The organism is Rhizobacter sp. OV335, assembly GCF_900142965.1.
GTDB lineage: Bacteria > Pseudomonadota > Gammaproteobacteria > Burkholderiales > Burkholderiaceae_C > Rhizobacter.
The window spans coordinates 70,672-97,273 of sequence record NZ_FRCQ01000010.1; the positions used below are offsets into that span (position 1 = coordinate 70,672).

At 70.0% G+C, this 26,602-nt stretch carries 30 protein-coding genes; 15 read left to right on the plus strand and 15 right to left on the minus strand.

All coding sequences use genetic code 11. The features are described 5' to 3' along the window. Nucleotides 1–7 precede the first annotated feature (7 nt). The 9 genes from arsC to BUE42_RS12655 all read right to left on the minus strand — a co-directional run bounded on the left by arsC (nucleotide 8) and on the right by BUE42_RS12655 (nucleotide 5,637). Nucleotides 8–430 carry an arsenate reductase (glutaredoxin) gene (gene arsC / locus BUE42_RS12615; protein WP_073465453.1) on the minus strand — a complete coding sequence of 141 codons (423 nt, stop codon included), beginning with the start codon at nucleotides 428–430 and terminating at the stop codon, nucleotides 8–10. Continuing rightward, the gene (locus BUE42_RS12620; RefSeq protein WP_143171477.1) at nucleotides 423–1,112 is read right to left on the minus strand and encodes an aquaporin; all 690 of its coding nucleotides are present in this window, start codon (nucleotides 1,110–1,112) and stop codon (nucleotides 423–425) included. Before BUE42_RS12620 ends, arsC begins: the two co-directional genes overlap by 8 nt. Before the next feature lie 14 nt (nucleotides 1,113–1,126). Beyond that, nucleotides 1,127–1,612: an ArsI/CadI family heavy metal resistance metalloenzyme gene (locus BUE42_RS12625; RefSeq protein ID WP_073465455.1), complete on the minus strand. Its 486-nt coding sequence runs from the start codon at nucleotides 1,610–1,612 to the stop codon at nucleotides 1,127–1,129. Nucleotides 1,613–1,631: 19 nt separating this feature from the next. Continuing rightward, nucleotides 1,632–1,958, minus strand: a complete 327-nt coding sequence (locus tag BUE42_RS12630; RefSeq protein ID WP_073465456.1) for an ArsR/SmtB family transcription factor — start codon at nucleotides 1,956–1,958, stop codon at nucleotides 1,632–1,634. A 155-nt stretch (nucleotides 1,959–2,113) separates the two neighbouring features. Further along, a complete protein-coding gene (locus BUE42_RS12635; protein ID WP_073465457.1) occupies nucleotides 2,114–2,794 on the minus strand; it encodes a biliverdin-producing heme oxygenase in 681 nt (226 codons plus the stop codon). A gap of 38 nt (nucleotides 2,795–2,832) precedes the next feature. Then, nucleotides 2,833–3,237 (minus strand): hypothetical protein, encoded by a 405-nt coding sequence (locus BUE42_RS12640; RefSeq protein ID WP_073465458.1) that lies wholly within the window; start codon nucleotides 3,235–3,237, stop codon nucleotides 2,833–2,835. Continuing rightward, nucleotides 3,234–4,295, minus strand: coding sequence for a GlxA family transcriptional regulator (locus BUE42_RS12645; protein WP_159445408.1), 1,062 nt, complete (start codon nucleotides 4,293–4,295; stop codon nucleotides 3,234–3,236). The genes BUE42_RS12640 and BUE42_RS12645 overlap by 4 nt, the downstream gene beginning before the upstream one ends. Nucleotides 4,296–4,501: 206 nt before the next feature. After that, on the minus strand, nucleotides 4,502–4,903 hold the full coding sequence (locus BUE42_RS12650; protein WP_200798955.1) for a VOC family protein: 402 nt from the start codon (nucleotides 4,901–4,903) through the stop codon (nucleotides 4,502–4,504). A gap of 104 nt (nucleotides 4,904–5,007) precedes the next feature. Further along, nucleotides 5,008–5,637: a TetR/AcrR family transcriptional regulator gene (locus tag BUE42_RS12655; RefSeq protein ID WP_073465460.1), complete on the minus strand. Its 630-nt coding sequence runs from the start codon at nucleotides 5,635–5,637 to the stop codon at nucleotides 5,008–5,010. Nucleotides 5,638–5,727: 90 nt separating this feature from the next. On the opposite strand from BUE42_RS12655, the gene BUE42_RS12660 reads away from it, so the two are divergent. The 8 genes from BUE42_RS12660 to BUE42_RS12695 all read left to right on the plus strand — a co-directional run bounded on the left by BUE42_RS12660 (nucleotide 5,728) and on the right by BUE42_RS12695 (nucleotide 12,004). Next, entirely contained in the window at nucleotides 5,728–6,210 is a 483-nt protein-coding gene (locus BUE42_RS12660) for a hypothetical protein (protein WP_073465571.1), read from the plus strand. A gap of 7 nt (nucleotides 6,211–6,217) precedes the next feature. After that, a complete protein-coding gene (locus tag BUE42_RS12665; protein ID WP_073465461.1) occupies nucleotides 6,218–7,126 on the plus strand; it encodes a DUF2145 domain-containing protein in 909 nt (302 codons plus the stop codon). A 151-nt stretch (nucleotides 7,127–7,277) separates the two neighbouring features. Further along, complete coding sequence (locus tag BUE42_RS12670; protein ID WP_073465462.1) at nucleotides 7,278–8,183, plus strand: hypothetical protein; 906 nt, start codon at nucleotides 7,278–7,280, stop codon at nucleotides 8,181–8,183. A 106-nt stretch (nucleotides 8,184–8,289) separates the two neighbouring features. Continuing rightward, nucleotides 8,290–9,381, plus strand: a complete 1,092-nt coding sequence (locus BUE42_RS12675) for a hypothetical protein (protein ID WP_073465463.1) — start codon at nucleotides 8,290–8,292, stop codon at nucleotides 9,379–9,381. A 72-nt stretch (nucleotides 9,382–9,453) separates the two neighbouring features. Then, the gene (locus tag BUE42_RS12680) at nucleotides 9,454–9,957 is read left to right on the plus strand and encodes a pilin (protein ID WP_073465464.1); all 504 of its coding nucleotides are present in this window, start codon (nucleotides 9,454–9,456) and stop codon (nucleotides 9,955–9,957) included. Beyond that, nucleotides 9,954–10,445 (plus strand): hypothetical protein, encoded by a 492-nt coding sequence (locus tag BUE42_RS32995; protein ID WP_073465465.1) that lies wholly within the window; start codon nucleotides 9,954–9,956, stop codon nucleotides 10,443–10,445. The genes BUE42_RS12680 and BUE42_RS32995 overlap by 4 nt, the downstream gene beginning before the upstream one ends. Nucleotide 10,446: 1 nt before the next feature. Then, nucleotides 10,447–11,493, plus strand: coding sequence for a type II secretion system F family protein (locus BUE42_RS12690; protein WP_159445409.1), 1,047 nt, complete (start codon nucleotides 10,447–10,449; stop codon nucleotides 11,491–11,493). Nucleotides 11,494–11,503: 10 nt separating this feature from the next. Next, nucleotides 11,504–12,004, plus strand: a complete 501-nt coding sequence (locus tag BUE42_RS12695; protein ID WP_073465467.1) for a pilin — start codon at nucleotides 11,504–11,506, stop codon at nucleotides 12,002–12,004. Nucleotides 12,005–12,059: 55 nt separating this feature from the next. Here BUE42_RS12695 and BUE42_RS12700 read toward each other — a convergent pair whose 3' ends face one another. From BUE42_RS12700 to BUE42_RS12720, 5 genes are all read right to left on the minus strand, one after another. Continuing rightward, a complete protein-coding gene (locus tag BUE42_RS12700) occupies nucleotides 12,060–13,361 on the minus strand; it encodes a type II toxin-antitoxin system HipA family toxin (protein WP_235002303.1) in 1,302 nt (433 codons plus the stop codon). Next, nucleotides 13,358–13,729, minus strand: a complete 372-nt coding sequence (locus BUE42_RS12705) for a helix-turn-helix domain-containing protein (RefSeq protein WP_143171467.1) — start codon at nucleotides 13,727–13,729, stop codon at nucleotides 13,358–13,360. Before BUE42_RS12705 ends, BUE42_RS12700 begins: the two co-directional genes overlap by 4 nt. A gap of 64 nt (nucleotides 13,730–13,793) precedes the next feature. Next, nucleotides 13,794–14,687, minus strand: coding sequence for a DMT family transporter (locus tag BUE42_RS12710; protein WP_073465469.1), 894 nt, complete (start codon nucleotides 14,685–14,687; stop codon nucleotides 13,794–13,796). Further along, entirely contained in the window at nucleotides 14,684–15,235 is a 552-nt protein-coding gene (locus tag BUE42_RS12715; protein WP_073465470.1) for a methylated-DNA--[protein]-cysteine S-methyltransferase, read from the minus strand. Before BUE42_RS12715 ends, BUE42_RS12710 begins: the two co-directional genes overlap by 4 nt. Further along, complete coding sequence (locus BUE42_RS12720; RefSeq protein WP_073465471.1) at nucleotides 15,232–16,749, minus strand: DNA-3-methyladenine glycosylase 2 family protein; 1,518 nt, start codon at nucleotides 16,747–16,749, stop codon at nucleotides 15,232–15,234. The genes BUE42_RS12715 and BUE42_RS12720 overlap by 4 nt, the downstream gene beginning before the upstream one ends. A 264-nt stretch (nucleotides 16,750–17,013) precedes the next feature. On the opposite strand from BUE42_RS12720, the gene BUE42_RS12725 reads away from it, so the two are divergent. The 7 genes from BUE42_RS12725 to BUE42_RS12755 all read left to right on the plus strand — a co-directional run bounded on the left by BUE42_RS12725 (nucleotide 17,014) and on the right by BUE42_RS12755 (nucleotide 23,825). Then, nucleotides 17,014–18,405, plus strand: a complete 1,392-nt coding sequence (locus tag BUE42_RS12725; RefSeq protein WP_073465472.1) for a phosphomannomutase/phosphoglucomutase — start codon at nucleotides 17,014–17,016, stop codon at nucleotides 18,403–18,405. 16 nt (nucleotides 18,406–18,421) lie between these two features. Continuing rightward, nucleotides 18,422–19,393, plus strand: a complete 972-nt coding sequence (gene waaC / locus BUE42_RS12730; protein WP_073465473.1) for a lipopolysaccharide heptosyltransferase I — start codon at nucleotides 18,422–18,424, stop codon at nucleotides 19,391–19,393. Then, nucleotides 19,390–20,727, plus strand: coding sequence for a 3-deoxy-D-manno-octulosonic acid transferase (locus BUE42_RS12735; protein ID WP_073465573.1), 1,338 nt, complete (start codon nucleotides 19,390–19,392; stop codon nucleotides 20,725–20,727). Before waaC ends, BUE42_RS12735 begins: the two co-directional genes overlap by 4 nt. Before the next feature lie 53 nt (nucleotides 20,728–20,780). Continuing rightward, nucleotides 20,781–21,110: a type II toxin-antitoxin system RelE/ParE family toxin gene (locus BUE42_RS12740; protein ID WP_200798959.1), complete on the plus strand. Its 330-nt coding sequence runs from the start codon at nucleotides 20,781–20,783 to the stop codon at nucleotides 21,108–21,110. Nucleotides 21,111–21,113: 3 nt separating this feature from the next. Beyond that, nucleotides 21,114–21,434 (plus strand): transcriptional regulator, encoded by a 321-nt coding sequence (locus BUE42_RS12745; RefSeq protein WP_073465474.1) that lies wholly within the window; start codon nucleotides 21,114–21,116, stop codon nucleotides 21,432–21,434. A gap of 95 nt (nucleotides 21,435–21,529) precedes the next feature. Then, nucleotides 21,530–22,312 (plus strand): alpha/beta fold hydrolase, encoded by a 783-nt coding sequence (locus BUE42_RS12750; protein ID WP_073465475.1) that lies wholly within the window; start codon nucleotides 21,530–21,532, stop codon nucleotides 22,310–22,312. Nucleotides 22,313–22,376: 64 nt separating this feature from the next. Beyond that, the gene (locus tag BUE42_RS12755; RefSeq protein WP_073465476.1) at nucleotides 22,377–23,825 is read left to right on the plus strand and encodes an HD domain-containing phosphohydrolase; all 1,449 of its coding nucleotides are present in this window, start codon (nucleotides 22,377–22,379) and stop codon (nucleotides 23,823–23,825) included. Here the strand turns inward: BUE42_RS12755 and BUE42_RS12760 are convergent, their stop codons facing one another. Beyond that, complete coding sequence (locus tag BUE42_RS12760) at nucleotides 23,826–26,597, minus strand: carboxypeptidase regulatory-like domain-containing protein (protein ID WP_073465477.1); 2,772 nt, start codon at nucleotides 26,595–26,597, stop codon at nucleotides 23,826–23,828. It abuts the gene before it with no gap. Between the last annotated feature and the right edge of the window lie 5 nt (nucleotides 26,598–26,602).

The window sequence follows — 26,602 nt, forward strand, 5'->3', positions numbered from 1 at the left end:
TGAGTGATCACCTTCGCCGAACGCCATCGTCCGTCACCACCTCGCCGTCCTCCTTGGTGAACGGCGGCAACTTGCCGACCGGCAGCAGCGTCAGCACCACGTACGAAGGACGGCACAGCGCCGTGCCCAGCGGGGTGACGACGACAGGGCGGTTCAACAGCAGCGGATGCGCGACGACGAAGTCGAGCAACTGCTCGTCCGTCCAATGGGCCTGGTCGAGGCCCAGCTCCGCGAACGGCGTGCCCTTCTCGCGCAGCAGCGCGCGCACCGGCTGGCCGCTGTCCGCGACCAGCTGGCGCAGGCGTTCCTTCGTCGGCGGTGTCTTCAGGTACTCGATGACGGTCGGCTTCAGCCCCGCATGCCGGATCAACGCGAGGACGTTGCGCGAGGTCCCGCACGCCGGGTTGTGAAAGATCGTGATGTCATCCATGGTGCTTTGCCGGTGAGTGATGGTCGTGTGGGGGAAGGCCCGGGAGGAGCCAACGGTGCACGACCAGCGCCAGCGCCGCGCCGCCCAGCTCGGCCGCGATGAAGGCCGGCACGCTGCGGGGCGCGATGCCGGCGAAGCTGTCGCTGAGCGCGCGCCCGACGACGGCCGCAGGATTGGCGAACGACGTGGACGCGGTGAACCAGTACGCCGCGCCGATGTACGCGGCAACCGCAATGGCGACGCGGGGCCCCGGGACGCGCAGGATGACGAGCAGCAGGCCGAAGGTCGCGACGCACTCCGCCAGCCAGAGACCCGGACCGCTGCGCGTTGTCGCGGCGAGCTGGAACAGCGGCAGGTCGAACATCGCGTGTGCCAACCAGGCGCCAGCCACGGCGCCGACCCCTTGGGCCGCCACATAGGCAGCCAGGTCCGCCCGCGGGAGCCGGCCCAGGCTGGCCATGGCGATCGACACCGCCGGATTGAAGTGAGCCCCACTGACGGGACCGAACACCTCGATCAATGCGTACAGCCCGCCCACCGTGGCCAGCGCGTTCGCGAGCAGCGCGATGGCCGCATTGCCGCCGGCCAGGCGCTCGGCCATGATGCCGGAGCCGATGACCACCGTCAGGAGCAGCCCCGTGCCGAGAAACTCAGCGAACGCACGAGAGGGCAGGCTGTTGATGCGCATGCGGGTCGTCAGCAGCAGGAGCCCGAAGCCGATGCCTTCACGGGAATGCCGAGCGGCTTGCCGCGAGGCGCCGTGGCCACGCAGCACGCCGCCGAGCCGGAATCATCGGACTGCGTTTTCTCACTGAACACCGGGATGTTGCCCAGCGTGCGGAACTGCTCCCAGGCGATGCCTTGCGGATCGGTCACCCAGTACTTGTCGCTGCGCGCGTAGCAGCAGCTGGTCTCGCCGACATCGAGCAGCGTCATGCCGGCGGCTTCGGCGCTGGCCTTCAGCGCGGAGAGTTCCTCTTCGGTGTCCGCCTGGATGCCGAGGTGGTCGACGCCGACGGCGTCGCCGCGGGTGGAGATCGCGAAGTTGATCCTGGGGTCTTCCAGCATCCATTTCGCATAGTCGCTCTCGACGCGGGTCGGCTCGGTGGCAAACATCCTGGAGTAGAAGGCGATGCTCTCCTGCAGATCCTGGACATGGGCGTGGACATGGAATCGCTTCATTTCGGGCTCCTGGGGTGGGTCAGCATCCGCAGCCGGCGGCTGCAGCGGGGACCGCGCAGGATTCACCCGCGCAGCAGTTCTCGGTGAGGTAGCCGATGACGCCGTTCATGCGCTCATAGGCGGCGCGGTAGACAAGGTGCCGGCTCACGCGTTCCTGCGTGACGAGGCTGGCGTTCACCAGCTCCTTCAAGTGAAAGGAGAGCGTCGTGCCGGCGATGCCCAGCCCCTCGCTCATCACCCCCGGGGTCAAACCGCTCGGCCCGGCGACCACCAGCGCGCGGAAGACTTGCAGGCGGATGGCGTGGGCAAGGGCTGCAAGGGCAGAAACGACGTCGTCCTGGTTCATGCATGCGACTGTACGAGAATTATCGAACTATCGCAAAAAACCATTTGATGCGGGTCTTGTCGCCTCGGGTGACGCCAATGGGCGAGCGCCAGCCAGGGGCACAGGCTGGCCATGGCTGGAACACCCGGCCCGCGCCGAAGGCGCTTCGGGGTGGGTCAGATCATCTCGGCGGGTGCGGTGTCGGCGCGGGGCCGCAGCGCGAGCGACAGCAACTCGTCGAGCCGGTGGTACGCGAGGCTCGCGCCCGACACGAAGTCGGTGCCCTGCGCGTGCGAGAAGCGGGCCGAGTCGAGCACGGCGGCCAGGCTGCGCCACGCGCGCGTGCGGCTGCCCAGCGGCGAGAGCAGGTGGCGCCCGCCATTCTCCTCGCTCAGGCCCAGGTGCTCGCCGAGGTTCTGCGACTGCGCCATCATGTCCAGGCTCAGCATCAGGCCCTCGCTCGCATACAGCCAGCCCAGCGCCTCCATCAGCCCGAGGCCGTGGGTCGCCGGCGTCGCGCCGGGGCTGGGCGGCCAGGCTTCCAGGTCGTGCAGGTCGGCCTCCATGCGGCTCGCGCGCGGTGCATCGGCGAGCTCGGGATCCGGGATGACGCGCCAGATCTCCTCATCGGCGTAGAGCCGCCGCACGTCCGCCAGCATGTGGTACTCCACCGTCAGGAAGCCGGCGTAGTGCTCGGTGGTCCGGAACGGCTCGATCAGGTTCAGGCCGTCGCGCAGGTAGTCGTGCAGGAAGCCGGCGTCTTCGGTGAGCCGCTGCGTCAGGGTCCTGCCCGACGGCGTCGGCGCGAACGGCGCCGGCACGGTCGGGAACTGCAGGGCGATGTAGGGGTTGTGCATAGGGAGCGCGTGGACCTCGGATCGACGTTCAGGGGCACTCAGCGGCTGGCGTGCTGCATCGGCTGCGTGGGCGCGAAGCCGTGCTCGGGCAGCGCCTGCGGCTCGGAATGCAGGTGCTCCGTGGCCGGGCGCGGCACTTTCGCCGCAGGCCCCGGCGAATGCGCGTGCGTGTGTGCGTGCATGTGCGCATGCGTCAGGTTGTCGGCCGCCTCGCGCAGGCGTTGCTTCGCGCGCGCTTCCTTCAGCTCCTGCGCCTGTTTCGCGAAGGTGGTCTGGAAACGGTTCAGTTCCTTCTTGTGCCGGCGCTCCACCTGCCCTAGCACGATGGACACGCGGCGCGACACGCGCTTCATCTCGCGCGCCCGCCCGAAGTGCCAGCCGGCCGCCACGCCGGCCGCAAGGAACACCGCCGCACTGCCGAGCCAGATCAGCAGCTCGGTCATGCGGGTTCCCCTTGCGGGCGGATGTCGTGCTGCGGCTCGGGGGCGCGGCGCACATGCCGCTGCCCGGAACTCGCCTTGCGGCCGCGCACGTCGGTGCCGCCCAGGCGGGTGCGGTACTCGGCCGGCGTGCAGCCGACCTGGCGCACGAAGGCCCGGCGCATGCGCTCGTCGTCGACGAAGCCGCTCTGCGCCGCGATCGCCTTGATCGACACCGGCGACGACTCCAGCAAATGGCAGGCGCGCTCGACGCGCAGCTGCTCCACCACCTTGGCGGGCGTCTGGCCGGTGCTGCGCACGAAGAAGCGTGCGAAGTTGCGTGGGCTCATGCCGGCGCGCCCGGCCATGTCGGTCACGGTGGTGGGCTGGCTCAGCCGCGTCGCGACCCAGCCCAGCAGGTCGGTCAGCATGCTGTCGGCGCCGCGCTGCGCAAGGCGCTCCTGCAGGTTCAGCAGCGTGCTGCGCTGCGCCTGGCTGCCGGAGCGCGCCATGAACACGACCAGCGCGCGTGCCACGTCCAGCCCGATCTGCGGCCCCAGGTCGGCACGCACCAGCGCGAGCGCCATGTCGATGCCGGCGGTCATGCCGGCAGCCGTCCAGAACTTGCCCGATTGCACGTAGATCGGGTCGTCGTCCAGGTGCACGCGCGGGAAGCGCGCTCTGAAATCGTCGCCATGGCCGGCCAGCGTGACGGCCCGCTGGCCATTCAGCAGGCCGGCCGCCGCCAGCAGGAACGAGCCGGTGCCGATCGAGCCGACGCGCGCCACTTTCGGCGCGGCCTGGGCGATCCAGTCGACCAGCACCGCATCGCGCAGCGCCGACCCGATCTCCGGGCCGCCGCACACCAGCAGCGTGTCGGTGGCGGCTGGTGCCACGGCCTCCAGCGGCTGGGCCTGCAGCGCGAATCCCGACGAGGTGCCGACCCAGCCGCCACGCCGCGAGACGCAGACGACGCGGTAGGCCGGTGGCCTGTCGGCCCGCGCCAGCAGCGCATTGGCCACGGTGAACACTTCGGCCGGACCGGCCACGCCAACGATGCTCGATCCTTCCGGTACGAGCATGGCGATGCATCGCACATCCGAGATGGCTTCCATTCTTTTTTTACTCCCTGTCCCAACATTGTTGCTGTTCGTAACAGGTCTATCTTCTCCGGCGAGTGTGGGATCCGACTGTGTACTTTCTCGCACATCGACCTCCCTTGGCGGGAATGGAGGTCGTATTGGCCTAAACCGATGGGTGGCGGGGGGCGGGTCGGCCCGGGGGGCGGTCAGGTCATCGTGGCGCGAACGGCTTCGGGCGCATCGGCGCGGGTGTTGATCTCGACCAGCAGGCCACCCGGCGCGATGCAGAAGAAGCGGGTGCCGCGCGGGCTGCGCACCAGCTCGACCTGGATCTCGATGCCGTCGGCCTTGAAGCGCTCGTAGAGGCTGCGCACGTCCTCGACCGTCGGCAGCTCGAAGCCGATGTGGAAGTTGTGCGGCCAGTCGACCTGGAAGCCCTGGGCCTGTTCGAGCACGATGTCGAAGCCCGGCCGCTTCAGGATGTTGAAGCCGGGGTAGGAGGTGCTGGTGCAGCCGAGCCGCTCCTCGAAGAATCGGGTCGACGCGGCGAGGTCGTTCGAAGGGAAGCTCAGGTGGTTGAGCTTCATGGTGGTGGTGATGGGGTTCATCAGGCGATGCCTCGGGGTGTGAAAGGAAGGCATCGTAGGAATCGGGCGCCGTTCGAGCTACTCGCATCGACGGGCCTGCGCCGGCCCGTGGGCGAGCCGAAGGCTCAGCGCTTGTCCGACTCGCTTTCGGGGCCTGCGGCGGCCAGGCGCAGGTAGCCGAAGACGGCTGCCTCGACGCGCCGGCGCAGCGCGGGCTCGTCGGATTCGCCACGCTCGCCGGCACCATCGACGATGCCGCGCACGATGGCGCCGACGTCGTCGACGGCGCGCTCCGGGTCGGGCTGGCGCGGCAGGTCGGCGCGGCCCAGCAGCTCGGCGACCAGCGCACGGAACGCCCCCTTGACCACCGCGGCCCGCAGCTCCGGGCGGCTCTCCTCCACGTCGAGCAGGCGCGCGAGTTCGGGCCGCCGCAACTGTTGCGCCACCGACGCGGCGATCAGCGCGCGCAAGGCCGCCGTGCCGTCGGCATGCAACAGCGCGGCCCGGGCCTCGGCGTGGAAGCGTTCTCCCTCGCGCTGCATCAGCCCGAGCGTCAGCGCTTCCTTGGACGGGAAGTATTGGTACAGCGAGCCGATGCCGACGCCCGCGCGCTCGGCCACCGCGTTGGTGTTGAAGCCCGCGATGCCGCGCGCTTCGAGCACCTGCGCGGCGGCCTCGAGCAGCGCCTCGACAGTGCGCTGCGAACGGGCCTGTTGTGGTGCCTTGCGGGGTGCCAGGGGAGCGGGACGGGGCATGTGCGGATTCTGGCGCACCGTCGGCTATGCTGCGCCGTATCCCGCACCCTGTATCCCGCATCTCGTATCCCGCACCACCGAAGGATGACCATGACCCGACTGTCCCCCATTCGCGCGGCCTGCCTGTCCGCCCTGTCGCTGCTGGCCCTCGGCATCACGCTGCCCGGCCATGCCGAGAGCTTCGCGTCGTCGGCATCGAGCGCCGGGTCGGCCTCGTCCGGCAGCGTCTCCGACTCGATCAAGGGATCGAGCAACAGCTCGAAGCGCGACAAGGAAGTGGCCGAAGGGCAGTACCAGGTGATCGAGGTGGCCGAGGTGGCGGAGCTGGCCGGCCGCCCGGCGATGATGCAGCTGACGCTGCGGGCCACCGAGGCCGGCGCCGATCGCGAGTTCATCCTCGAGCTGCCGCGCCAGGCGCTGGCGGCCCGCCCGCTCGGCACCGGCGACCTGGTGCAAGCCAACCAGCGGGCCTATGGCTTCGAATTCGCCCGTGTCGACACCCGCGAGGCCTTCTTCCTCGTGCTGACCGACGACTGGCGGCGCGACCTCGATTCGCGCGTCGTCACGCTGTGACGGCGTTGTGAAGAGACTCCGCGGCCGCATTGCGGTCGCGGCGCTGGCTTGCGTTGCCTGCTTCGGCACGGCGCAGGCCGCCAGCGTGCAGTTCTGCGAGCGCCCGGCCGCGATCAATGCGGGCCAGCAGGACAAGCTGCTGCGCTTCGCCGCGCTGGTGCGCCAGCAGCTCGACGGATCGGGCCGCAACGTGGCCCTGATCTCGCGCTCGGGCATCGACCTGAGCCGCTTCGGCATCCGCTACTCGCACGCCGGCATCCTGCTGAAGGCCGACGCCGACAGCGCCTGGGCGGTGCGCCAGCTCTACTACGCCTGCGAGGAATCGCGCCCGCGCATCTTCGACCAGGGCGTGGCCGGCTTCCTGCTCGGCGCCGACCGCCCGTCCGTCGGCCATGTCTCGATCGTGCTGCTGCCGCAGGCCGAAGGCGCGGCGCTCGCGCGCAGCTCGCTCGACCGCCGGCTCGCGCTCGACCTGCTGGCGGCGCGCTACAGCGCCAATGCCTACGCGTTCAGCACGCGTTACCAGAACTGCAACCAGTGGGTGATGGAGCTGATCGCCAGCGCCTGGGGCGGCTTCGACCCCGCGCGCGTCTCGCGCGAGCAGGCGCAGCAGTGGCTTGCGGCGCAGGGCTATGCGCCGGCGCCGGTCGAGATCGGTTCGCACGGGCTGATGTTCGCGGCGCAGTTCGTGCCGCTGATCCATGTCGACGACCACCCGCTGGACGACCTCTACGCGATGAAGCTGCGCATCAGCACACCGGCCGCGATGGAAGCCTTCGTACACCAGCAGATCCCTGGGGCCGAGCGCGTCGAGCTGTGTCACGACGAGCGCAAGGTGGTCGTGCACCGCGGCTGGCAGCCGCTGGGACCCGGGTGCGAAGCGGCGGCAGGCGACGAGGTGCTGGCCTTCGATTGAAAGGATCGCACGCGGGTGCATGACTTTGGTAACAAAGTGGAGTTGTCCATCTTCGCATTCGGCCCATCGGCTTCGGGTGAATCTGGAAATCAATATCTCTGTTCATCGAATACTGAATTCCTCATTCACACCGGATTGAAAGGAATTCACGATGGACAACAGTCGCATCGGGCCGCGCTATGGCTCTTACCAACCTTCCAGCAGCCGCTCGCAGCCGCGGGAGATTCCGGCCCGTTCACGCGGCCCGTCGGAAGATTCATGGGGTCCGTCGCCGTCGCGCTCGTCGGCGATCGGCATCCCGGGCGGTGGCCGCCGCCGGCGCGACAGCTTCGACTCGATCTCGTCGAGCGACGAGTCGGACGACGGCCGCCGGCGCCCCGCCGCGGCGTCGCTGGCGCCGCGCCGGAATCTGCCACGTCCGCAGGGTGTCGAGGTCTATCGCCATACGACGGATGAGGGCAACTACGACAGCATCTCCCGCACCGGCTTGCGGGCTGGCCACCACGTCGGCATCGGCGACCCCACGGGCCGAGCCAGCACCGACGGTGTCTACGTCGTGAATCCGGGTCGGCACATCATGGACAGCCAGGGTGGCAACGTGATGGTGGCTTCGTCGAGGCCGCCGTCGCACGACCCGCTGTACCACGGCGAAGCCGGAGTCTTCCGCCAACCGAACATTCCGCCGATGCGCGAGGCCCGGTATGGCCGCGGTGGACCCCAACCCACCCATTCGGCGGTGTTTCCGATGACGCCTTACACCGCCGATGGCGCGGCGGCGATGTATCGGCATCACAACCCGGGCTCGAATATTTCAGGGCCTGACGCTGCCGGTGCGATGTACTCGCAGTTCAACCGGAATTACCCGATGCACGCGCCGCACCCGGAGGACTCGAACCGCTACTACACGCCGCAGAGCCAGTATCAGCAGACGCTGGCGCCGAGGTCCAGCGTGCCGCCCTATTCGAATCCGGTCAGCAGCGTCAGCCACAACACGCCCCCGCGCGGGAGTTTCATTCCGTCGCGCCGCCACCCCGACGATCCGTATTACGACCGCTGAGCGGCTTTCGCTGACATCGTTCTGACCTTGTCGCGTCACTGACGCGACATCGGCGCTCCCTACCCTCGCGGCCACATCAACCGTGGCCTCAACGAGGGGAGAGAGCATGCTGAAGAAGACCATCGCGGCGCTGGCGGCGGGCATGGGCCTGTCGATCGCGAGCCTCGGCGCCTGTGCTGCGACGACGGCGGAACTGGCGTTCCGCTACGCACCGGTGCACTACCAGGACACCGACTCGAGCGACTACCCGTCGGAGTACATCACCGCGTACGACTACGACAACGACCGCATCACGACCAACAACTGGGACAACCGCGGCAACGGCCAGTGGCCCGCGACGGTGTACTACTCGGTGGTCGAGAGCTGCACGCACTGGTTCATCAGCTATTCGTTCTATCACCCGCGCGACTGGTCGGACACGGCCTTCGACCAGGAGCATGAGAACGACCTCGAGGGCACGATCATTTCGGTGCGCAAGGACGGCACGCCCTTCGGCACGATGGAAGGAATGATCACGGTGTTCCACACCGATTTCTTCGCGTTCACGCCGGCCGGCAGCCCGTACCGCAACGGCCATGAAACCATCGACGGCACGGTGTCGTTCGAGGTCGACAACGGCATCAGCCGCATGAAGACGGTGCAGGAGGCCAAGGGCCACGGACTGAAGGCCTGGCCGTATGCGTCCAACTTCAACGGCGCGGCCAACCAGGACGGCATCGTCTACTACCCGACGCTCGGGACCCCGGGCCATCCGTTGTCGGGCAACGACCGTCACGTGAACTACCGGCTCGTCGACCTGAACCAGCCGAACGGCATGTATGCCGCCGCGCTCAGCGACGCGCTGCAGCCGGCCGCGCAGGCGCTGACTTTCGCGAGCTGGGGCAGCTTCCGTGGCGACACCAGCGGTGGCTGCGGCTCGGGCTCGAAGACCTGCAGCACCAACTCGGCGAACACGCCGTGGGGCTGGGATGACGGCAACGACGGCGAGAGCTATCGCGGCGAGTTCGCGCTCGATCCGGCGCACCTGTTCTCGTTCTACTTCTCTGGCACCGGCAGCTTCAGCCAGCAGTACGTGAGCAACCCGTTCCTGACGGGGCTGCGCGATACCGGGTTCTATTCGGGGCATGCGCCGGCGGGGTTCGCTTCGCAGCTGGACCTGAACACGCTGTACGGGAAGCTGACGAACAGCTGCTCGTAGCCCGGACGCCAATCCGGGATCGCATCGGTATCATCCCCCCGCACAACAGCAGGACAACCGGGGGAGGGGCAGATGAGTGCGATGCGCGTTCCACGCCGCGTGCGCGGCTTTACGCTGATCGAGCTGATGACGGTCGTCTCGGTGATCGGCATCCTGGCCGCGGTGGCGCTGCCGGCCTACCAGCAGTACACCGTGCGAGCCCGCGTGGCCGAGGGGTTCGTGCTGGCGCGGGTGGTCGAGAAGAGCATCGCCGAGTACCGCGATCGCTGGGGGCGCCTGCCGGTCGACAACGCGGCGGCCGGCCTGCCGCCGCCCGCGGCGCTGCGGGGTGCCTGGGTGTCGGAGATCCAGGTGATCGAGGGCAGCATCACGGTGCGCTACTTGCCCGAGACGGGGAAGGAACTGAAGGGCCGCCCGGCCTTGCTGTTGCGGCCGGTGTCTGATCCCGAGCTTCCCACCGGCGCCTTGTCGTGGATCTGCCAGTCGGCCGCGACGCCGGCGGGGCGCGTCGCCCCCCCGGTCCCGAAAGAGCTGGTGCTGTTGCCGCGCCAGTACCTGCCGGGCACCTGCCGATGAACTGGCTCGTGCGGTCGCTGCCGATGGACCTGACGCTGAGCGCCTGCATCGTGTTTGTCGCCTCGGCGGTGTGCGTCAGCCAGGTGCCCGCCATTCTGGCCAAGGCGCGCCTGACCGAGCCCCTGATCGGCCTCGGCACGGCCCGCCTGGACGCTGTCGAAGCGTATGCGCTGCAGGGCCGGCTGATACCGTCATCCGAGCGCACCGAGGCCGCCGCCGACAACGCCCGGACCCAGTTCGTCTACGAGCGCGATGGCAGCAGCCTGCTCGTCAGTGGCGGGGTCGATCCCCGGCGATCACCGTTCCGTCTCGGCCTGCGTCCGGCCCTGGACGACGCCGGCATCGGCTGGACGGTGCTCTGGCTGTGCGGCCAGCGCGAGCCGCCCGCGGGCTGGTCGGCCGTCTCGCCGCCGCTGGTGCAGGGGCTGGCGCCCGAGCAGCTGCCGTCCGTCTGCGCCCGACGCGCTGCCCAACGTTCTCCCCGATGACATGACCTTCCAACACCTCGATCTCACCGGAATGGCCCTGCTGTTCCGCCAACTGGCCGGTGCCCACCGGCGCCAGCTGTCGCTCCAGGACGTGGCCAACGTCTACGCGCAGGACCCGGGCGCACCCGTGGCGGCGGGCGTCCAGCCACTGCGCGTGCTTCAGGCGCTGGCGCGCGGTGAGCCGCTGTCGGCCGCGCTGCGTGAGGCACAACCAGCGTTCGCAGACGACACGGTCAGCTGGGTCATCGCCGGCGAGCAGCACGGTACGCTCGCCGACACGCTGGACAGCCTGGCGCTTGATTTCGAGCGCCAGCAGCGCAGCGCCAGCGTGCTGCGGGTCGCGCTGGTCTGGCCGGCTTGCGTGGCGGTCGCCATCGTGGGGCTGTTCGCGGTCGGCTCGATCTTCGTCGTGCCGTCCTTCGTCGAGGTGTACGACAGCTTCGGCGTCGAGTTGCCGGTGCTGACGCGCTGGCTGTTTGCTGCCGGCCACCTGGCGTCGAGCGGCTGGTGGGTGTGGTTGCCGCTGCTGCTGGTCGCCGTCGGGTTGGCCGTGGCCGGCAAATTGCCGCGCCGCGTGCAGCGGTGGGCCCACGACGCAGCCGGCGGACTCGGGTTCGTCTCGCGGCTGCGGCACGCCAGCTTCGTCGCGCGTGGGCTCGGCCTGCTGCAGCGCCACCACGGCGACCGGACCGACTTGGCTGCCGCACTGGCGCACCTGGCCGCGACCACGCCGACCCGGCGCCTTGCGGCTGCGGCCCGGCAACTGCGGGCAGGCGTGCACGGCACCGATCCTCTCAGCCAGGCGCTTGCGACGCAGCCGGCCTGGCCGCCGCGCGTGCCGCTGTTCATTCGCCTGGGGGAGAAGGTGGGCGATCTGCCGTCCACACTTTCGCAGTTGAACGCGGATGCTGCGCAAGAACTCGAGATCGCGCTGGCGCGCTTCGAGCGTGGCGCGATCCTCACGCTGTACCTGCTGCTGGGCCTGGTGGCCGGCATCCTGGTGCTTGGCATCTACCTGCCGATCTTCAAGCTCGGCTCCATCATCTGAACGGTCCGACATGAACATCACACAGCAACGGCGTGGCTTCACATTGATCGAACTGATGATCGTGATCGCGATCATCGGCATCATGGCCACGATGGCCGTGCCATCGCTGCAGGATCGCGTGATCCGCGCGCAGGTGGCAGAGGGCCTGGCGTTGGCCGATTTCGCGAAGCAGTCCGTCCAGGGTTACTACGCGAAGACGCACCGGCTGCCGGCGAGCAACGAGGCTGCCGGTCTGCCGCCGGCCGAGCGCATCGTCGGCAACCACGTGGCCTCGCTGTCGGTGGTCGATGGTGCGATCACCATCACCTTCGGCAACCAGTCCAACCGCAATCTCTCCGGTCGCAAGCTGACGTTGCGGCCCGCCGTGGTGGCTGACTACCCGCAGGTGCCGATCGCCTGGGTGTGCGGCACGGCCGAGGTGCCGGACAAGATGAAGGCCGAGGGCCGCAACGCCACCGATCTGCCAGGGCCGCACGTGCCGCTGGACTGCCGCGCCAGTGGATTGAAGTAGTCCGGACGCCGATTCCGGTCGGCCATGCCGAAGCGATCCCGGATTGGCATCCGGGCTACAGGCGGGATTGGATCGTCGTGGCCACCTGAGGTGGTGCATCCTTCAACAACGCCGGCCACGCAATCGCCGCCAGCGCCCGCGTCTCGCGCACGACGCGCCGGAAGCGGTTGAACGCCAGCAGCCCCGCCGCCTTGGCCAGCGCCTCGGCGGCGTCCTCGTTCCAGGCCTTCAGCGATTCGTCCATCTTGCGGTTCTGCGCCAGCGCACGCGGATCGGCCGGGTCGAAATACGCCGCGACGCACACCATGTCGTAGGCCGGCGCGAGCCGCGGGTGCACGCCGTCTTCGTACAGCAGCGCCCAGTTCTTCGAGTGCGCATCGGTGTTGCCCATCAGCGCATACGCCGTCCAGCGGCGGAACACCTCGTCGAGCTCGCGCACGTCGCTCGCCGGCGACTGCTTCAGCAGCACCAGCAGCGCCCGCATCGCGGCCGGCAGGTCGCGGTACTTGCGGCGGCTGTCGATGCCGAGTGCCTGCGTCAGCTCCTCGAAGTGCACGCGCTGCGTGCGGCCGTCGAGCAGGCGCCGGCGGTCGAAGCGCGGCACATGCAGGTAGTGGCTGAACGGCAGCTCGACGCCGGGCAGGTCGAGCTCGGCCACCGGCCGCGCGCTCGCACCGGCCGTGCGCACGCCGACCGCCTCGGCCAGCCGGTAGCAGCAGGCCTCGTTGTGCACCAGGTCCGGGTAGGTGATCGACGGCAGCTTCACCAGCACCTCGCCGGCCTCGGTGCCGCTGCGCACCACGTAGCGCGTGCCGCGGTGGACCATCGAGAACTTGGTGACGAAGCCGCCGAGCGAGAAGCCGTCTTCGACCGGCGCCGCCACCGCCGACGGCTCCAGCGGTTCCAGCCGCTTCGTCGCGTGCAGCTCGACCACGCCGGTCGGCACCTCGTGCGCCGGCAGCACCTCCAGCGCGCCGGGCAGGTCGTGGCCGGCTGCTGCCAGCAACTCGAACTCGTCGTCGCGCTCGACGCCGCGCCGCTCGGCCAACCGGTCGCGGTTGTGGCCCTCGGGCAGCATGTTCTCGAAGAACACCGGCAGGCGGCCGATGCGCACCAGCCGCTCGTCGTTGACGGCCACGAGGATCGCGCGGGTCTGCGCCTCGTCGGCACCCCGGTACAGCTGCGACAGCGTCGGCCGGGCCGCGTCGCCGACGTAGGCGTCATCGAACGAGACGCGGATGTTGTCGCCGACCTGCGAGAGCCAGCCGATGCGCCGCGGTTGCGCTGCGTCGGGCACGTGCAGCCGCAGCTCGGCCATCGTGATGGGGGCGCTGGTGCGACTGGCGCTGCGGATCATGAGGGAGCCTCGCCGTCGTCGTCGATGGCGGCGTCGGCGTCCTTGCCGACCCGGTACTGGAACGCCTGCTGCCCGACCCCGAGTGGTGCGCTGACGCCCGCCGGCAGCGACACCGACTGCCCCTGGTTGTTGATGAACGCGACCGTCTCGGCCAGCAGCGGCTTGGGCACCGGCACCAGCACGTAGCCGAGTTCGTCGAACAGCGCGGTCAGCGTCGACAGCCGCGCATCGGCCTGGCCTTCGGCCGCCGCCACGGTCAGCCGGCTCAGGCCGGTGCGCTCGGCCAGGCTCACCAGCGAGCGCCGGCCGGCGCGGCGCAAGGCCTTCAGCTGGGCCGGGAGAGGGGCACCGGAGACATCAGTTTGCATGGCAAAGCACTCATTTTCGTCAAAATGAATGCTTCACTATACAGTGACAGGAAAACCATGCAAATCAGGCTGAATGTCTGGCAAACCATGCAGGCGGCTTCAGCACGCCGGTCGTCAGGCTGGTGCCGAGCAGGATCACCGCGCAGCCCAGCAGCATCTGCGGCGTCAGGCTTTCGTGCAGGAACAGCCAACCCCACAGCACCGCGAACACCGGGATCAGGAAGGTGACCGACAGCGCGTTCGCCGGCCCGATGTGCGCGATCAGCCGGAAGAACAGGATGTACGCGATGCCCGTGCAGCCGACCGCCAGCAGCGCGGCCGCCGACCACGCGGTGAGCGACGGCAGCGCGGCCGGCCACCACACCAGCGCCGGCACCGCCAGCAGCAGCGCCGACGACAGCTGGCTGCCGGTGGCCACAGCGAGCGGCGGCACGCCGGTCAGGAAGCGCTTCGTGAAGCTGCCCGAGAAGCCGTACAGCAGCGTGGCCGCCAGGCAGGCCAGCACGGCCCAGCCGCTGCTCGCGCCGGGCTTGAAGCTCGCCTTGTCCCACGCGAGCCAGAGCACGCCGAGGAAGCCGATCGCGAGGCCCGCCATGCGCGCGGGCGTCAGCTTGTCGCGCAGCCAGGCCCACGCGATCAGCGCGCCGAACAGCGGCGTGGCGGCGTTGAAGATCGACGACAGCCCGGCCGTGATCGACAGCGCGGCGTAGCTGAAGCACAGGAAGGGCAGGGCCGAGTTCGTGATGCCGACGACGAAGATCGGCCGCCAGTGGGCGCGCAGCGCACCGGCCTGGCCGCGCAGCGCGAGCAGCGGCAGCAGGAACAGCGTGGCGCCCCAGACGCGCACGGCGGCCAGCGCGACCGGGCCGAACTCGGCCGCGCCCATGCGCATGAAGAGGAAGGACGCGCCCCAGATCGCGGCGAGCCCGGTCAGTTCGATCGAATCGGCGCGTTTCAAGACGTGGTCTCCCGGAGGCCGATGACGCCATCCACGCCTTCGAGCTGCAGCAGCGCCTGCTTGCGGTGCAGCCCGCCGGCATAGCCGGTCAGGCTGCCGTCGTGGCCCAGCACGCGGTGGCACGGCACGATCACCGAGACCGGGTTGCGCCCGACCGCCGCGCCGACCGCGCGCACCGCCTGCGGCGCACCGACCTCGCGCGCGATCGCCGCATAGGTGCAGGTGCCGCCGGCCGGGATGCGCAGCAGCGCCTGCCAGACGATCTGCTGGAACGGCGTGCCCTGCAGGTCCAGCGGCAGCTCGAACTGCGTGCGTGTTCCGGCGAAGTAGTCGCGCAGTTGCTGCGCGGCTTCCTTCAGCAGCGGGTCGTCCGGGTCGTGCGGCACCGTGGGCAGTTCGCCCGGATGGGCCTTCTGGCCGTCGAACCACATGCCGGCCACGCCGTTCGCGGTGCGTGCCAGCAGCATCGGGCCGAGTGGTGAGTCGAACGCGGCCTGCGCGGTGCAGACGGCCTGCAGGCGGCGATTCAGCGTGCTGGAAGTGCTCATGATGTTTCTCCGGAAGAAGTTGAAGAAGGCGGAAGGGGCGCCAGGCTGTTCCACAACCTGAGCACCGCATACGAGCGCCAGGGCCGCCAGGCCTCGGCGCGGGCATCGGCCTCGCGCTGGTTCTGCGTGCCGAACAAGGTCTTCATCGCGTTCAGCACCGCGACGTCCTTCGGCGGGAACGCGTCGGGCCAGCCGAGCGCCCGCATCGCGAGGTAGTGCGCGGTCCACAGGCCGATGCCGGGCAGCTCGGCTAGCGCCGTCATCAGCGCCTCGGGCTGGTGCGGCAGCGCGAGCAGCCGCGTCAGCTCGGGCCAGGCGTTGGCGAGCGCCTGGATCGCGCCGACGCGGCTGCGGATGATGCCGAGTTCGGCGATGTGCTCCAGCGGTGCCGCGGCCAGCACGGCCGGTGCCGGGAAGCAGCGCAGCACGTCGTCCCACGGCGTCGCGACCGGTTCGCCGAAGCGCTCGATCAGCCGCCGCGCCAGCGTGCGCGCCGCCGCGACGGTGACCTGCTGGCCGAGCACCGCGCGCACCGCCATCTCGAACGCATCGATGCTGCCCGGCAGCCGCAGGCCGGGCGCACCGGGCAGGTCGCGCAGCACGTCGTCGATGGTCTGCGGCGCGGCATCGAGGTCGAGCCAGCGCCGCACCGCCATCACGACGCGGCCGCTGTGCCGCGCAAGCGTCGGCGCATAGCGCAGCCGCAGGCTCGCCGGGCGGGTCGGCGTCGCGTCGATGAACGAGGCCTCGAGCCAGCCGGCCTCGGGGCCGAGCACGCCGGCGCGCACGCTGCGCCGCACGCTGCAGGCCTCGACCGCCTCGACACCCGGCACCGCGCGCGCCGTCAGGAAGCGCAGCATCGCGGCGGTGTCGTAGGGCGCGCGGAAGCCGAGCGAGACCGTCACGCCGTCGTCGGGCGACACGGTCTCGGTGGCCGAATCGCCGCGCAGCCGCGTCGGGCTCATGCGGTAGCTGTCGGCGAAGGCCGCGTTGAAACGCCGCAGGCTGCGAAAGCCGCTGGCCAGCGCGACCTGCGCGATCGGCAGCCGCGTGTCGGTCAGCAACTGCTTGGCCAGCAGCAGGCGGCGCGTCTGCACATACTGCAGCGGCGTCACGCCGTGTTCGGCCGCGAAGATGCGCCGCAGGTGGCGGTCGCTGACGCCCAGGTGGGCGGCCAGCGCGGCGATCGACGGCGTTTCTTCCTCGGCCGCCGCATGGTCCAGCCAGTGCGCCGCCTGGCGGGCCAGCGTGCGCGATGCATCCATCACCGTCCACGCGAGCCCCGGGCCGGGCGCGACCTCGGGCCGGCACTTCATGCACGGCCGGAAGCGCGCGGCCTCGGCCTGGGCCGGCGTGTCGAAGAACACGCAGTTCTCGCGGCGCGGCGTGCGCACGCGGCAAATCGGTCGGCAATAAATGCCGGTGGACGTGACGCCGACGAACCAGCGGCCGTCGAAGCGGGCGTCGCGGGCCTTGATGGCCAGATAGGCGGCATCGGAGTCGAAGGTAGGCATGGCGTGATTATCGAACCCCTGCGCCGCAAGACTCGCCGTTTTCGGACATGTCGCGGTGATACATCTCCAACTGACTTGGCCTGAAGCCTGCATGTCGTTGCGCTGCTCATTGCACAGACCTGTGCATGCATCGGACGACCCAGCGGCCTCCGTGGAACCGGCTTTGCCGGGCCACTGGAGGCGCCCCTTGAGGGGAGGGCGCGCAGCGCCTTCGGGGTGGTCCATTCCCCTCTCTACAATCGCCCACTCTCCAGGAGAAACCGAATGCAAGTGACTGCGTCCAACTTCAAGGCCTATGACATCCGCGGCATCGTCGGCAAGACGATCGACGAAGCGTTCGCGGAGCACCTGGGCCGTGCCTTCGGCAGCGAGGCACTGAAGGCGGGTGAGAAGGCCGTGGCGGTGGGGCGCGACGGCCGCTTGTCGGGGCCGGGCCTCGTCGCCGCGCTGATCCGCGGCCTCGCGTCGACCGGGCTCGACGTCGTCGACATCGGCGCCGTGACCACGCCGATGCTGTACTACGTGGCCGCCACGCGCGGCAAGCACGGCTGCAACAGCGGCATCCAGGTCACCGGCAGCCACAACCCGAAGGACTACAACGGCTTCAAGATGGTGCTGGCCGGCCGCGCGATCTACGGCGACGAGATCCAGGCGCTGCGCATCCGCATGGAGGCCGAGAACTACACCGTGGCCAGCGGCCGCACCGGCACGATGGACGTGCTGGCCGAGTACGGCGCGCGCATCGTCGGCGACTGCAAGCTGGCCCGCAGGATGAAGATCGTCGTCGACTCCGGCAATGGCATCCCCGGCGCCTCGGCGCCCGGCATCCTGCGCGCGCTCGGCTGCGAGGTGACCGAGCTTTATTCCGAGGTCGACGGCGATTTCCCGAACCACCACCCGGACCCGAGCAAGCCGGAGAACCTGGCCGACCTGATCCGCACCGTGAAGGAGACCGATGCCGAGCTGGGCCTCGCGTTCGACGGTGACGGCGACCGCCTGGGCGTGGTCACCAAGGAAGGCAACATCATCTACCCGGACCGCCAGCTGATGCTGTTCGCGACCGACGTGCTGTCGCGCAACAAAGGCGGCACCATCATCTTCGACGTGAAGTGCACGCAGCGCCTCGCGCCGACCATCCGCGCCGCCGGCGGCAAGCCGCTGATGTGGAAGACCGGCCACTCGCTCGTGAAGGCGAAGATGAAGGAGCTGAAGGCGCCGCTGGCCGGCGAGATGAGCGGCCACATCTTCTTCGGCGAGCGCTGGTACGGCTTCGACGACGCCACCTACACCGCGGCGCGCCTGCTCGAGATCCTGTCGCGCAGCAAGAACCCGAGCCAGGTGCTGAACGCGCTGCCCACCAGCTTCAGCACGCCCGAGCTGAACGTGCCGTGCGACGAAGGCGAGCCGAAGATGGTGGTGCAGAAGCTGCTCGACGGCGCGCGCTTCCCCGGCGCGAAGGAGATCATCACGATCGACGGCCTGCGCGCCGAGTACGACGACGGCTTCGGGCTGATCCGTTCGTCGAACACCACGCCGGTGCTGGTGCTGCGCTTCGAAGGCCACACCGAGGCGGCGCTGCACCGGATCGAGGCCGACTTCATGGCCGCGCTGCGCGTCGCCAAGCCCGACGCGCAGATCGCTGCCGCCGCGCATTGACCGCGGCCGTGTCTTCGTGCGCGTCCTGATCGTCAAGTTGTCGTCGCTCGGCGACGTGGTGCATGCGATGCCCGTCGTCCACGACCTCCAGGCGGTCTACCGCCATGCGCAGGTCGACTGGGTCGTCGAGCCGGGCTTCGCGCCGCTGGTGCGGCGCGTGCACGGCGTCAGCGAGGTGATCGAGTGCGCGCAGCGCCGCTGGCGCCGCGCCTGGTGGACGCGCCCGGTGCGCGACGAATGGCGCGCCTTCCGCGCGCAGCTGGCGCAGCACCGCTACGACGCGGTGCTCGACCTGCAGGGCCTGACCAAATCGGCACTGATCGCACGGCTGGCCGACGGCCCGAGCTTCGGCCTCGCGAACCGCACCGACGGGTCCGGCTTCGAATGGCCGGCGCGCTGGCTGATCGACCAGCCGCTCGCGATGGAGCCGCACGTGCATGCGCTCGACCGCTCGCGCAAGCTGGCCGGCATGGCGCTGAACTACACCGTGCAGGGGCCGCCGCAATTCGGCCTGCGCGCCGATGCGCAGCCGCTGCCGGTGCCGACGCTGGTGTTCGTGCACGGCAGCTCGCGCGACGACAAGCTGTGGCCGGAGCAGCACTGGATCGATTTCGGCAAGCGCTGCATCGGCTCGGGCTGGCGCATCGCGCTGCCGCATGCCGGACCGGTCGAACTTGCGCGGGCGCAGCGCCTGCAGCAGGCCTTCGGCGCGCATGCCGAGGTCTGGCCGGCGATGTCGCTCGACGCGCTGGTCGACCGCATGGGCGCGACGCAGGGCGTGATCGGCGTCGACAGCGGCCTGAGTCACATCGCGGTCGCGCTCGGGCTCCCGCATGTGCAGCTGTACAACTTCCCGACCGCGTGGCGCACCGGCCCGCAGGTCGCGCACGGCCATCGGCACCAGGTGTCGGTCGAACGCTCGCCGACACCCGAGGTCGACCTGGTGTGGGCCACCTGGCAGGTCGTGCGCGCCGCGTCGCGCGCATGACGGGCACCGTGGATCCTTTGCACGATGTTCCGGCCGGCACCTGGCGGCAGTGGCTGGCGCGGCAGGCCTACTCGCTGCTGCTCGCGTCGCTGAAGCCGGCCTACCTGCTGCGGCTGTGGCTGCGCGGGCGGGCCGAGCCGCTGTACCGGCACAAGGTGCTGGAGCGGCTGGGCGATTACAGCGACCACCGCCAGCAGCACAGCGGGCGCTGGGTCGGCGACGTGTGGGTGCATGCGGTGTCGCTCGGCGAGACGCGGGCCGCGTCGGCGTTGATCGATGCACTGCGCGCCGAGCGGCCGAACCTGCGGCTGCTGCTGACCCACAGCACGGCCACCGGCCGCGAAGCCGGCGAGGCGCTGCTGCGCGACGGCGATGTGCAGGCCTGGCTGCCGTACGACACGCCGGGGGTGGTGCAGCGCTTCTTCGAGCAGTTCCATCCGCGCGTCGGCGTGCTGATGGAGACCGAGATCTGGCCGAACCTGCTGCGGCGTGCGCAGGGCAGCGGCATCCCGATGGTGCTGGCGAACGCGCGGCTGAGCGAGAAGAGCCGGCGCCAGGGCGAGCGGCTGGCGGCCGTGCTTCGGCCGGCGGTCGAGGCGATCACGCTGGTGCTGGCGCAGACCGAGGCCGATGCGCAGCGGCTGCGCGAGTCGGGCGCGCGCGAGGTCGTCGTCTGCGGCAATCTGAAGTTCGACATGGCGCCCGACGAGGCCTTGCTCGCGCGCGGCCGCGCCTGGCGACATGCGCTGGCGCGGCCGGTGCTGCTCGGCGCGGTGATGCGCGAAGGTGAAGAGGCGATGCTGCTGGCCGAATGGACCAAGCGTCCCGCGATGAACCGCCCGCTGCTGCTTATCGTGCCGCGGCACCCGCAGCGCTTCGACGAGGTCGCGGCGCTGGTGCAGGGCGCCGGGCTCACGCTCGCACGGCGCAGCACCTGGGGCGACACGCCGCCGGCCGAAGCCTTGCAAGCTGATGTGTGGCTGGGCGATTCGATGCGCGAGATGGCGCTGTACTACGCGCTGTCCGACGTGGCGCTGCTCGGCGGCAGCTTCGCGCCGCTCGGCGGGCAGAACCTGATCGAGGCCGCGGCCTGCGGTTGCCCGATCGTGATGGGACCGCACACCTTCAACTTCGCGCAGGCGGCGGAGTTGTCTCAAGCGGCCGGGGCGGCGCTGCGCGTGGCCGACATGGCGACAGGTGTCGACACGGCATGTGCCTTGCTCGACAGCCCGGAGCGCGAGCAGCGCGCGGCGCAGGCCAGGGCGTTCGCGGCCGCGCACCGCGGCGCGGCGCGGCGGATGACGGACTACCTGTTGAGGTGGTTGCCAGCCTGAACGCCGGATGTTGGTGGTAACATATGTGGTACCAATTCGGACGATAGGTGCCGATGCTGACTGTTCTCGAATACCTGGATGAAGACGAAAACAGTCCGTTCGCAGACTGGTTCGCCGACCTGGACGCGACGGCTGCGGCCAAGATTGCCGTGATCCTGACGCGGATCACGCAGGGCAACCTGTCCAACGTCAAAGGCGTCGGGGCGGGTGTACTCGAATACAAGCTCGACTTCGGTCCCGGTTATCGCGTGTATTTCGGCCGAGACGGTGATGTCCTGGTGATCTTGCTCGCCGGTGGGACCAAGAGACGGCAACAGCATGACATCGAGTCCGCGCAAGCTCGTTGGGCGGACTACAAGCGACGCAAACGATTGGAGAAGTAATCCATGGCACTCACACGAGATTTCAAGCAGACGGTTCAAGCGCGAGTGCTGGCCGATCCCGCGTTTCGCGATGCGCTGCTCAAGGAAGGCGTGGAAACGATGCTGGCTGGAGACGTGGACACCGGCAAGGGAATTCTGCGCGACTACATCAAGGCCACGGTTGGTTTCGAAAGGCTCGGCGCCGACACGGGCACCTCACCGAAAAGCCTGATCCGCATGTTCGGTCCGACGGGGAATCCCCAGGCTCGCAACCTTTTCGCGGTCATCAGTCATTTGCAGCAGCACGCCGGCGTGACCTTGCAGGTGACGTCCCGAACGCGTTAGGTTGCCTATGTAGCCCGCCTCGGATGTTCGTCCGATGGTGCCGAACCCCGGCTGAGCGGACAGTTCGTGCTCTGCCAACACACCTGGGACACACCATGAACATCGTCAAGCTGGCCGCCCTCGGCCTCACCGCATCCATCGTCGCTGCCTCGGCCGGCGCCGCCACCCCGGCTGGCGCCGACACCGCGAAGCCCAGCGTCGTGATCGTCCACGGCGCGTTCGCCGACGGCTCCGACTGGGCCAAGGTCGTGCCGCTGCTGCAGGCCAAGGGCTTGCACGTCGTCGCGGTGCAGAACCCGCTGAGCTCGCTGGCCGACGATGTCGCCACCGCCAAGCGGGTGATCGATGCGCAGCCCGGCAAAGTCGTGCTGGTCGGCCATTCGTGGGGTGGCATGGTCATCACCGAAGCGGGTGACAACCCCAAGGTCGCCGGCCTCGTCTACGTGGCCGCCTTCGCGCCCGATGCCGGCCAGTCGGTCGGCGATGTCGGCAAGGGCTTCGCGCCGGGCGCGGGCCTGGCCCACCTGGTGGCCGATGGCGGCGGCTTCCTGTCGCTGACGCAAGAAGGCATGAGCAAGCACTTCGCGCAGGACCTGCCGGCCGCCGCCACCGCGGTGATGACCGCGACGCAAGGCCCGATCAACGCGAAGGCCTTCGAGCAGAAGGTGTCGGTCGCTGCATGGAAGCAGAAGCCGTCGTGGTACCTCGTCACCGAAGCCGACCACATGATCGTGCCGGAGCAGCAGCGCGCGATGGCCAAGGCGATCAACGCCAAGGTCTCGAGCGTCGCCAGCAGCCACGTGCCGCAGCAGTCGCAACCGGCCAAGGTGGCGGCGGTGATCCTCGACGCGGTGCAGGCGGTGCAGGCCGCCCAGTGATCGCGGCATGATGCGGGGCCTGCCGTGCGCGGCAGGCCCCTTCTTTTTACAGATGCCCGTTTCGATGCAACCCACGACCGCTCCGCCGCCCGACGCCCAGGTCCTCGTCTTCGATGCCGTCAAGGCGCTCGCCTTCGTCGGCGACCTCAGCATGGGCCAGCCGGTCGACCACTCGGCGCGCACCGCGTGGATCGCGGCGCAGCTCGCCGCGGCGCTCGGTCTTGGTGCCGAGGCCTGCTCCAACGCCGCCTACGTGTCGCTGCTGCGCTGGTCGGGCTGCACCGCGAACGCGCCGGAGTTCTCCGAGCTGATGGGAGACGACGTCGGCGGCCGGCACGCGATGCTCGCGGCCGGCCTTCCGGCGCACCTGGCCGGCTCGATGACGCCGGTGGCGCAGATCCACTGCGAGGTCTCCGGCGACGTCGCACACACGCTCGGCATGCCGCCGTCCGTCGAGCTGTCGCTGCGCCGCATCTTCGAGCGGCCCGACGGCCATGGCCAGCCGAACGGCCTGCGCCCGCCCGACATCCCGGTCGAGGTGTTCATCGTCTCGGCCGCCAGCGACCTGGAGATCTTCAGCCGCGTCTACGACCTCGAGCGTGCGCTGAGCTACCTCGCCTCGCGCGCCGATGCGGCCTACCCCGCCGAGCTGGTCGAGGCGGTGCGCCGCCATGCGGTCGACTGGCTGCACACGCTGGAGCAGGACCCGGCCTGCGTCGACACCGCGCCGGTGGTCGGCATCGGCACCACCTCGCTCGAACTGATCGCCGACGTGATCGACCTGAAGCTGCCGTGGCTGACCGGCTACTCGCGCCGCGTCGCGCAGGTGGCGGCCGCCTGCGCCGAGCGCCTGGGCCTGCCGGCGCTGGCGCGCCAGCGGCTGTACCGCGCGAGCCTGGTGCACGGCATGGGCCGCGCGGCCGTGCCGAACGCGCTGTGGGACCAGCCGGGCCCCCCGAGCGAATCGGCGATGGAGCGGCTGCGGTTGGTGCCGTACTGGACGGCGCGGGCCGCGCGCCGCATCGGCAGCCTGGCCGACGAGGCCGAACTCGCATCGCATGCCGACGAGCGGCTCGATGGCTCCGGCTTCTTCCGCGGCGTGTCGGGCGCGGCGCTCGGCATCGAGGCCCGCGTGCTGGCCGCGGCAGCGCATGCGGTGCTGCTGCAGACCGCCCGCCCGGGCCGCGCGGCGCTGTCGTTCGACGAGGCGCAGGCGCAGCTGCAGCGCGAGGCGCAGCGCGGGCGGTTCGATGCCGAGGTGGTGGCCGCGCTCGGCGGCGCATCGCGTGCGGCCGAGGCGCCGCGTGCGGCCGAGCCCGTGGGCTTGCTGACCGGCCGCGAGGTCGAGGTGCTGCGCTGCATCAGCCTCGGCGAGAGCAACAAGGAAGCGGCCCGCACGCTCGGCATCAGCCCGAGCACCGTGCGGGCCCACCTCGAGAACATCTTCCGCAAGCTGGAGTGCACGACCCGGGCCGCCGCCACCCTGAAGGCGATGACGACCGGGCTGCTCTGATCAGCGGCCGCGCACCGCAGCCTTGCCCAGCGCTTGGGCAACCGCTTTCGCGGACTGCGCCTTCGCGGGCGGCAGGCCGCCCAGCAGCCCGCCGTTGACGATCTCGACCACCAGACCACCCGCCGTGCCGCGCACGCGGCCGATCACCTGGCCGTTGCCGCTGATCGTCACGGTGCCGCTGCCGCTGCCCGGCAGCCCTTGCGAGCCGAAGTCGAGCTGGAAGAAGCCGTCGACCAGGTAGCTCACGCCGCCGCGGCTGAACGCGAGCTGTGCGTACTCCTGGCGCATCAGCAGCGGCCGGACCAGCGGCTCCACGCCCTGCGACACCGAATGCATCAGCGCATTGCCGCCGCTGAAGGTCGCCACCGACTGGCTCGCGACGTCGGTCACGGTCAGCCCGTTGGCCGGCAGGTAGCGCAGCTTCGTCGTCTCGGTCGTGCCGTTCAGGCTGCCGTCGAGTTCGACCTTGGCATTGCCCTGCACGCGGCTCGTCTTCTCGTTGCCGTTGATGTCGTCGGCCGTCACGCGGAAATCGGTCACCGTCGACTGGGCCGAGCCGACGCGGTGCGCCAGGTCCGCGAAGGTGTACGCGAGGCTGCTGCCGCCGCTGTAGAGCGAGGCCGCTTCGGTGCGGCAGGCCGTGAACTGCGCGGCCAGCGTGTGGTTGCCGGTGGGCAGCGTCGTGCCTGCGGCCGGCGCGGCGCCACCGTCCAGCGTGACGGCCGCGGTTCCGCCACCGCACACCGCATCGACCGCCAGCACCTTGAAGTCGTCGTCGGCGAACTGCAGCGGTGCACCGGCGGCTTCCATGCCCGGCAGCCACGCGGTCATCAGCGCGAGCAGCTTCGCCTGCTGGTCGTCGCTGGCCTGGTTGACCGTCAGCGTCGCGGCGGCGCTGGTCACGCTGCCTTTCGGGTTCTTCACGACCACCTGGAACTGCGCGCCGTTGTCGGTCGCGGTCACGGCATCCAGCCGCAGGACGTTGGCGGTCGCGCCGGCGACGTCAGTGCCGTTGCGCTGCCACTGGTAGCTCAGCGGCGCGCTGCCCTTGGCGTCGACCGCGAAGACGGCCGGGCTGCCGACGTTGACGATGATGCCCTGCGGCTGCGTCGTGATCACCGGGGCCGATTGCGCCGGCACCACCGTGAGCTTCGCGGCATCGGTCTGCAGCGTGCCGCCGGCGTTGCTCACGGTGACGCTGAACAGCGCGCCGTCGTCGGCATCCACTGTTGCGAACGTGTAGACGGCGGCGGTCGCGCCGGCGATCGGCTGGCCATTGCGCTTCCATTGGTAGCCGAACGGCGCGCTGCCGTTCACCGCCACCGAGAAGACGGCGGTCTCGCCAGAATCAACGGTCGTGTTCTGCGGCGCGAACGCCAGCGTCGGTGGGATCGGCGTCGCGCTGACGGTGAGCTTCGCCGTCACCGTCGTCACGCTGCCGGCGGCGTTCGTTCCGCGCAGGCTGTAGACGGCGCCGTTGTCGGCCAGCGTCACCTCGGGCAGCCACAGGAAGTTGCTGTCGCTGCCGGCGATCTCGACGCCGTTGCGCAGCCAGACGTAGACCATCGGCTGCGTGCCGTCGATGGTCGCGTAGAACATCACCGTCTCGCCGATCGCGACCGTCTGCGCGCGCGGGTTGCTGGTCACCTTCGGCGCGAGCTTGCTGCCGCTGGTGGCGGCTTCGAGCACCATGCACTCGGTCATCGCGCCGTTCTCGCCTGCCATCGTCACCTGGTGGATGGCCGTGACGAGCTTGTCGGTCGCGGCCCACACCGAGGTGGTCGACGCCTTGCGCACCTGCACGACGAAGTGACCGCTGTCGTCGGTGAAGGCCGAACTGCGGCCGGAGTAGTCGACGCCGCTGGTGCTGACGAGCACGTTCGCCGCCGGCTTGCCGTCGGCGGTCACCACGCAGCCTTCGAGGTCCACGGTCTCGGCGATCTGGTCGGCGTTCCAGTAGCTGAAGTGCGTCACCGTGCCTTCGTAGTACTGGTTGGCGCCGGTGCCGGCGAGCGTGGCCGTGCCTTCCTGCACCCAGCGTGCGCTGGCTTCGTCGAAGTGCCACAGCGGCACGCTGGCGGGTGGGTTCGGCGAGCGCGTCGACAGCGGGATGCGCACGGTGGCGGTGCTGCCGGGCTTCAGGTTCAGGCGCTTGCCCTGCGCATCGCGCAGGTCGACCTTGACCGCGCCGAAGCTCTCGATCGTGCGCACGCTGCCGTTCTGCAGCGTCGTGTAGCCGCCGGGCATGCGCTCGGGGTCGCGCGCCGGGTCGACCGGCGTGATGCTGACCGACACGGTGCCGGCGGCGGCTGCGCCGGTCGTGGCGTCGACCAGGCTGTTGGCGGGCAGCGTCACCTGCGCGGTGCCGGTGGCGTTGCCGATGGTGGCGGACGCCGCGGCATCGAAGCTCTGCGGCGCGGCGAGCTTCAGCAGGCGCACGCGGATGTCGGCCGTGCTCCCGGTGGCGAGCTTGACGACGGCGACGTTCGCGCCGTGCTGGGTGGCCTCGACCTGGACGCTCACGCGCTCGGCCGGCGCGACGCCGGTCAGCGTGAAGCTGCCGTCGGCGGCGGTCTTCGTGCTCGCGCTGCCGGCGCTGACGGTGGCATCGGCGACGGCCAGGTCGCTGTCCATGTCGACGACGTGGCCGGTGACGCTGGCGGTGGCGGGTGGTGGCGGGGTGCCGCCGTCGTTGGAATCGCCGCCGCCGCAGGCAGCGAGGACGACGCTGGCGAGCAGCGCCGCCAAGCCGTGGGTGAATGATTTCTTCATCGCGG

Bases quoted from the DNA above. Each gene is read 5' to 3' on its own strand.
- arsC (WP_073465453.1), bottom strand. From the start codon at position 430: ATGGATGACATCACGATCTTTCACAACCCGGCGTGCGGGACCTCGCGC.
- BUE42_RS12625 (WP_073465455.1), bottom strand. From the start codon at position 1,612: ATGAAGCGATTCCATGTCCACGCCCATGTCCAGGATCTGCAGGAGAGC.
- BUE42_RS12630 (WP_073465456.1), bottom strand. From the start codon at position 1,958: ATGAACCAGGACGACGTCGTTTCTGCCCTTGCAGCCCTTGCCCACGCC.
- BUE42_RS12635 (WP_073465457.1), bottom strand. From the start codon at position 2,794: ATGCACAACCCCTACATCGCCCTGCAGTTCCCGACCGTGCCGGCGCCG.
- BUE42_RS12640 (WP_073465458.1), bottom strand. From the start codon at position 3,237: ATGACCGAGCTGCTGATCTGGCTCGGCAGTGCGGCGGTGTTCCTTGCG.
- BUE42_RS12645 (WP_159445408.1), bottom strand. From the start codon at position 4,295: ATGCTCGTACCGGAAGGATCGAGCATCGTTGGCGTGGCCGGTCCGGCC.
- BUE42_RS12650 (WP_200798955.1), bottom strand. From the start codon at position 4,903: ATGAACCCCATCACCACCACCATGAAGCTCAACCACCTGAGCTTCCCT.
- BUE42_RS12655 (WP_073465460.1), bottom strand. From the start codon at position 5,637: ATGCCCCGTCCCGCTCCCCTGGCACCCCGCAAGGCACCACAACAGGCC.
- BUE42_RS12660 (WP_073465571.1), top strand. From the start codon at position 5,728: ATGACCCGACTGTCCCCCATTCGCGCGGCCTGCCTGTCCGCCCTGTCG.
- BUE42_RS12670 (WP_073465462.1), top strand. From the start codon at position 7,278: ATGGACAACAGTCGCATCGGGCCGCGCTATGGCTCTTACCAACCTTCC.
- BUE42_RS12675 (WP_073465463.1), top strand. From the start codon at position 8,290: ATGCTGAAGAAGACCATCGCGGCGCTGGCGGCGGGCATGGGCCTGTCG.
- BUE42_RS12680 (WP_073465464.1), top strand. From the start codon at position 9,454: ATGAGTGCGATGCGCGTTCCACGCCGCGTGCGCGGCTTTACGCTGATC.
- BUE42_RS32995 (WP_073465465.1), top strand. From the start codon at position 9,954: ATGAACTGGCTCGTGCGGTCGCTGCCGATGGACCTGACGCTGAGCGCC.
- BUE42_RS12690 (WP_159445409.1), top strand. From the start codon at position 10,447: ATGACCTTCCAACACCTCGATCTCACCGGAATGGCCCTGCTGTTCCGC.
- BUE42_RS12695 (WP_073465467.1), top strand. From the start codon at position 11,504: ATGAACATCACACAGCAACGGCGTGGCTTCACATTGATCGAACTGATG.
- BUE42_RS12700 (WP_235002303.1), bottom strand. From the start codon at position 13,361: ATGATCCGCAGCGCCAGTCGCACCAGCGCCCCCATCACGATGGCCGAG.
- BUE42_RS12705 (WP_143171467.1), bottom strand. From the start codon at position 13,729: ATGCAAACTGATGTCTCCGGTGCCCCTCTCCCGGCCCAGCTGAAGGCC.
- BUE42_RS12715 (WP_073465470.1), bottom strand. From the start codon at position 15,235: ATGAGCACTTCCAGCACGCTGAATCGCCGCCTGCAGGCCGTCTGCACC.
- BUE42_RS12720 (WP_073465471.1), bottom strand. From the start codon at position 16,749: ATGCCTACCTTCGACTCCGATGCCGCCTATCTGGCCATCAAGGCCCGC.
- BUE42_RS12725 (WP_073465472.1), top strand. From the start codon at position 17,014: ATGCAAGTGACTGCGTCCAACTTCAAGGCCTATGACATCCGCGGCATC.
- BUE42_RS12735 (WP_073465573.1), top strand. From the start codon at position 19,390: ATGACGGGCACCGTGGATCCTTTGCACGATGTTCCGGCCGGCACCTGG.
- BUE42_RS12740 (WP_200798959.1), top strand. From the start codon at position 20,781: ATGCTGACTGTTCTCGAATACCTGGATGAAGACGAAAACAGTCCGTTC.
- BUE42_RS12745 (WP_073465474.1), top strand. From the start codon at position 21,114: ATGGCACTCACACGAGATTTCAAGCAGACGGTTCAAGCGCGAGTGCTG.
- BUE42_RS12750 (WP_073465475.1), top strand. From the start codon at position 21,530: ATGAACATCGTCAAGCTGGCCGCCCTCGGCCTCACCGCATCCATCGTC.
- BUE42_RS12755 (WP_073465476.1), top strand. From the start codon at position 22,377: ATGCAACCCACGACCGCTCCGCCGCCCGACGCCCAGGTCCTCGTCTTC.
- BUE42_RS12760 (WP_073465477.1), bottom strand. From the start codon at position 26,597: ATGAAGAAATCATTCACCCACGGCTTGGCGGCGCTGCTCGCCAGCGTC.